Source organism: Kitasatospora sp. MY 5-36 (assembly GCF_001182915.1).
Classification (GTDB): Bacteria; Actinomycetota; Actinomycetes; order Streptomycetales; family Streptomycetaceae; genus Kitasatospora.
In genome coordinates this window covers 1-4,867 of the sequence record NZ_LFVW01000758.1, presented here as the reverse complement: position 1 = coordinate 4,867, position 4,867 = coordinate 1, and the positions used below count along the sequence as shown (strand labels likewise).

6 protein-coding genes are annotated in these 4,867 nt (G+C 73.1%); 2 read left to right on the top strand and 4 right to left on the bottom strand.

Features of this window, described 5'->3' with window-relative positions; translation table 11 throughout:
- Both AE652_RS45670 and AE652_RS35340 read left to right on the top strand, forming a co-directional pair.
- Positions 1 to 521, top strand: a 521-nt coding sequence (locus AE652_RS45670) for a TOMM precursor leader peptide-binding protein (protein ID WP_049659091.1), incomplete at its 5' end; no start/stop codon positions are given.
- 653 nt (positions 522 to 1,174) lie between these two features.
- Complete coding sequence (locus AE652_RS35340) at positions 1,175 to 2,602, top strand: AarF/ABC1/UbiB kinase family protein (protein ID WP_082346179.1); 1,428 nt, start codon at positions 1,175 to 1,177, stop codon at positions 2,600 to 2,602.
- 183 nt (positions 2,603 to 2,785) lie between these two features.
- On the opposite strand, the gene AE652_RS49585 is transcribed toward AE652_RS35340, so the two are convergent.
- The 4 genes from AE652_RS49585 to AE652_RS35320 all read right to left on the bottom strand — a co-directional run.
- Positions 2,786 to 3,184 carry a hypothetical protein gene (locus tag AE652_RS49585; RefSeq protein WP_063780373.1) on the bottom strand — a complete coding sequence of 133 codons (399 nt, stop codon included), beginning with the start codon at positions 3,182 to 3,184 and terminating at the stop codon, positions 2,786 to 2,788.
- Complete coding sequence (locus AE652_RS35330; RefSeq protein WP_369808359.1) at positions 3,181 to 3,549, bottom strand: WhiB family transcriptional regulator; 369 nt, start codon at positions 3,547 to 3,549, stop codon at positions 3,181 to 3,183. The genes AE652_RS49585 and AE652_RS35330 overlap by 4 nt, the downstream gene beginning before the upstream one ends.
- A 170-nt stretch (positions 3,550 to 3,719) precedes the next feature.
- Positions 3,720 to 4,175: a hypothetical protein gene (locus AE652_RS35325; protein WP_049659087.1), complete on the bottom strand. Its 456-nt coding sequence runs from the start codon at positions 4,173 to 4,175 to the stop codon at positions 3,720 to 3,722.
- A 259-nt stretch (positions 4,176 to 4,434) separates the two neighbouring features.
- The coding region (locus AE652_RS35320) for an HRDC domain-containing protein (protein WP_049659086.1) at positions 4,435 to 4,867 on the bottom strand (433 nt) is incomplete at its 5' end.

The window sequence follows — 4,867 nt, the reverse complement described above, 5'->3', positions numbered from 1 at the left end:
TGCAGCGCGCGGCGGGGCGGCCACCGGCGCCCGTGCCCCGCCGCCGGCCCGGGGACCCGCCACCGGACTTCGTGGTCCTCGCGCCCCGGGACGGCAGCGCCGCCTTCGCGGGCGGGACGTACGAGGCCCGGCTGCTGCTGCGGGCCGGGGTGCCGCACCTCTACGTGGGCGTGGTCGAGGAGTTCGGCGTCATCGGGCCGCTGGTGATCCCCGGGATGTCGGCCTGCGGGCACTGCCTGGTGCTGCGGCGGGAGGACGAGGACGCCGCCTGGCCGAGGGTCCTGGCCCAGCTGGCCGATGGAGGGCCCGGCCGGGCCCGTACCCCGGCCTGCGACACGGCGCTCGCGACGGCGGTCGCCGGCCTGGCGGCCCTGCACATCCAGGTGTTCCTGGACGGCGGGCGCCCACCGAGCGTGGACGGCTGGTGCGAGGTCTCGGCCGGGGACGGCATGCCACGGCGCCTGCGGCTGCGCGGGCACCCGGACTGCGGCTGCCTCTGGCAGCCGCTGCCCCCGGGGTGAGGAACGGAGGAGGAGAAGAAGAACGAGTCTGACGGGAGCAGGCCCGGCGGCTGCACGGCTCGGCAGCTTCCGGCCTCCCCACGGGACCACGGGCACCCACCCGGCCATACGAGCCGATGGCCGGGGTGGGCCCGCCGTCCCGACGAACCCCCGGCCGGGGCCGACAAGCCCCACGGGCGGGTGCGAGGCCTCCCACGGTCCGTGCCCTGCCCAGGGCAAGGCACAGGCCATGGCACGGCACGGGCACGGGCACTGACCGGGCACAGATCGGGCACGGCACGGACCGGCAGAGAGGACGGGGCACCACCGCTCGGGGTACGAGGTGGGTGGGTGGGTTGTGGGTGCGGTGGGAGGTGGGTGGTGGGCGGTGGGCGGTGGGCGGGGAGGGGGGAGGGGGGAGGGGCCCCGGGGAAGAGGGAAGCGAGCAGCATCACAACACTGCGCAGGAAGTCGGCCGAGCCGACTTCCTGCGCAGCAACCACCTGCCCCCACCCCCCGCCCTCCCCGGACCAAGCCGCCCAACTCCCCGCAAAGGGAGGCCACTCTCCGCCCCGCCCCACGGAATTCCGAGGGGCACGCAGCAGGGAGCGGGCACAATGGCGTAGAGATGGTCGGCCGTCCGGAACCGGGGGGCCAGGGAATGGAGGCCCGGGGTGAGCGATCTTCCGCGCAAGGCAGTGACCCGCACGGCACGGCTCGCCGCCCTGCCGCTGGGGATAGCCGGTCGCGCCACGCTCGGCCTGGGCAAGCGGATCGGCGGCCGCTCCGCCGAGGTGGTCACCGCCGAGCTCCAACAGGCCACCGCGGACCAGCTGTTCAAGGTCCTCGGCGAACTCAAGGGCGGGGCGATGAAGTTCGGGCAGGTGCTGTCCGTCTTCGAGGCCGCGCTGCCCGAGGAGGTCGCCGGGCCGTACCGGGCGGCGCTCACCAAGCTCCAGGACGCCGCTCCCCCGATGCCCGCCGCCAAGGTGCACACCGCGCTCGCCCAGCGGCTCGGTGACGACTGGCGCGGGCTGTTCCGGGAGTTCGACGACCGGCCCGCGGCCGCCGCCTCGATCGGCCAGGTGCACAAGGCGGTCTGGCACGACGGCCGCGCGGTCGCCGTCAAGGTGCAGTACCCGGGTGCGGGGGACGCGCTGCTCGCGGACCTCTCGCAGCTGAGCCGGGTGGCCTGGCTGCTGGGCCCGCTGATCCCCGGGCTGGACATCAAGCCGCTGATCACCGAGCTGCGCGAGCGCGTCTCGGAGGAGCTGGACTACGAGCTGGAGGCGCAGGCCCAGCGCCGCCACGCCGAGGAGTTCACGGACGACCCGGACATCGTGGTGCCGGGCGTGGTGGCCCAGGCCGACCAGGTGCTGGTCACCGAGTGGATGGGCGGCACCCCGCTGGCCGAGGTGATCGCGGGCGGCACCCAGGAGGAGCGCGACCGCGCCGGGCAGCTGCTGGCCCGGTTCCTGTTCGCCGGCCCGTCCCGCACCGGCCTGCTGCACGCGGACCCGCACCCGGGCAACTTCCGGCTGCTGAAGGACGACGGCCCGGTGTCGGGCTGGCGGCTGGGCGTGCTGGACTTCGGCACGGTGGACCGGCTGCCCGGCGGGCTGCCGGCCCCGATCGGGGCCTCGCTGCGGATGGCGCTGGCCGGGGACGCGGCGGGCGTGCTCCGGATGCTGCGCGAGGAGGGCTTCGTGAAGCCCTCGGTCCGGCTGGACCCGGACGCGGTGCTGGACTACCTGCTGCCGATCATCGAGCCGGCCGCGGTGGAGAACTTCCACTTCACCCGGACCTGGATGCGGGCCCAGGCAGCCCGGATCGCCGACCCGCGCTCGCCCGCCTACAACCTGGGCAAGCAGCTGAACCTGCCGCCCGCGTACCTGCTGATCCACCGGGTGACGCTGAGCACCATCGGGGTGCTCTGCCAGCTGGGCGCCAAGGCGCCGTTCCGCGCGGAGATGCTGGAGTGGCTGCCCGAGTTCGCCGGGCGGCCGTCGGCAGAGCGCGCGGAACCCGCCAACCCCGCCACCCCCACGAAGCCCGTGAAGCCCGCCAGGACCGCCGAACCCGCCCGGGTCCGCAAGGACTGACCCCCACACCGCGACAACGGCCGCAGGCCGCTCCCCCGACGACGGGGAGCGGCCTGCGGCACGACGGGGGTGGTTCAAGGTCCGACGGCGAACCGGCGGCCGGCCGTGGACCGGAGCCGGCGGGGGCCTGTCGAGGACGGGCCCTCCGGGCCGGCGGGACCCTGCATCAGCGCTGTATCAGCGCTACATCAGCGCGACGGCGAGCGCCTTGCGGGCGCGCATCGAGGCCCGCTCGGCCCGCTGCCTGAGCTTGCGGGCCCGGGCGACCCGGCTGACGAGCCGTTGGTTCTCGGCCTCGTGCAGCCTGTCTTGCATATGGGCACGGGCCAGGGATTCGTGGAGGAGTTGCATCTCGAGGATCCTGTTCTGGGTCTGACGTTCGGTGGCCTGCTCGGCGCGGGCGGTGGGATCGACGGCGGCGGGGTTCATGTCGTGGTCCTGCTCGTGGTGCTTGCTCGGGGACGTGATGCGGGCTGCGGCGTCGGCCTTGGCGGCGGCGATCCGCACGGATCGGCGGAGGGCGCTGTCCAGCGGGGGCTGCTCTCCCCGGCGGACGACCCTGGCCTCGTGGGCGGGGTTCATGCCATGACCTCGGTCTTGCGCGGACGGCCACGGGGACGCTTGCGCGCCACCACGACGCCCTGGACGAACAGCTCGCCACCCCAGACGCCCCACGGCTCGCGCCGCTCCAGGGCGCCGGCCAGGCAGGCCTCCTTCACCGGGCAGGTGCCGCAGAGCGACTTCGCGTACTCGACGTCGGCCGGCGTCTCCGCGAAGAAGACCTCGGGGTCGAAGGCACGGCAGGGGATGGGGAGACCGAGGGACTCGGCCTGCTCGATCGAGCTGAGCTGCATGGAAGGAACCTCCGGGGGGTCGGCCTGGTCGGCCTTGGTGATCTGGCTTGTCGGCGGTACGGACGGGGTGGGCGGTGTGATGACCGTGGACACTGTGGGCGTCTTCCTCGTCTTTTCTCAGTGGTTCCGGCCCAGGTGACTGGTGGTGCTGGGCCGGAGGCCCCGGAGGGCCTGGGTGGTCTTGCGTACCGGACAAAACAGAAGGGCCGCGGATCCCGGTGTGACGGGTTCCGCGGCCCTGGAGGTGCCGACCTGAGGCTGGCTCAGGTTCGTTCTCTCCAGGGTTCAGGGCCGCGGAAGGCCTGCATCCGGATGGCCTCGGCGCCCGTGAAGGCGGCCATGGCCTGGTTAATCTGCTGCTCGTTCTGCTTCTGGGCGTTTCCGGCACCGACGACCTGCGCATAGCCGCCATGCATGGCGGCGGCTACTGCTGCCTTCGGTGCCTGGGTCGGTCGCTCGTCGCGCAGGGAGCACGACGTACCGAACGACGCCCAGTCACGGGACAGACCGGTCTCGACAAAGGTGCCTTCGAAGCTCCTGCCGCCCGTGAGGCACAGATCAGTGTGTCCAAGACCACTGACAACGGGAGCGGAGACACCGGTGGTGTCGAGACCCAGACCGGTTCCACCGAGCTCGGCGAGCGCCCGCAGACGGGCGGCACGCAGGGAGGCAGCGACAACGGTCTGGCCAGTCATTTTGGTGATCATGATGTTTCCCACTGTCTTCGCCTCCTCTCGGCGTCTCGCGGAGCCTGGTCGCCCTGGCTCCGAATGTTCGGATGTCTGTCTCGGTAAAGCTCTCGGGCGAGGGGCATCGGCACAGGTTTCACCCCGTGCGACCGCGTCCCCTTGACCGCTCCGGCAGGCTATTGCGCTCCCGGTACGCGGCGCAAACTATTTTTCACGCGAGTTCTTCGGCACGTCACACGACGGGTTCCGAAACCCTCGGAGCGGCCCCTGGGACCGCGCTCGGACCTGCTCAGGCCTGATCGGCCGGACCGCCGTCCTCGACGTCGTCCGGATCCTCCTCGGGCTCCTCCCCCGCACACAACGAGAGCACGGCGGCCCCGTACTTGTCCAGCTTCATCGCGCCGACCCCGGAGATGGCCGCCAGCTCACCGCGGCCGGCGGGCACGTCCTCGGCGATCGCCATCAGCGTGGCATCGGTGAACACCACGTAGGCCGGCGCGCCCTGCTTCTTCGCCTGCCGGGCCCGCCACTCGCGCAACCGCTCGTACAGCCCCTCGTCCATCGTGGACGGGCAGCTCTCGCAGCGGCGCAGCTTGCGCTCGACGGCCTCGGTGAGCACCTTGTCGCAGACCCGGCACTTGACCGGTCCGCGGGCCCGCCGCCCGGCGGAGCGCTCGCCGGGCTCGACGCCCCCCCGCCCGCCGCGCGCGCCGGTGCGCGCG

Excerpts from the sequence above, each read along its gene's own strand:
- AE652_RS49585 (WP_063780373.1), bottom strand. The coding sequence starts at position 3,184 with ATGAACCCCGCCCACGAGGCCAGGGTCGTCCGCCGGGGAGAGCAGCCC.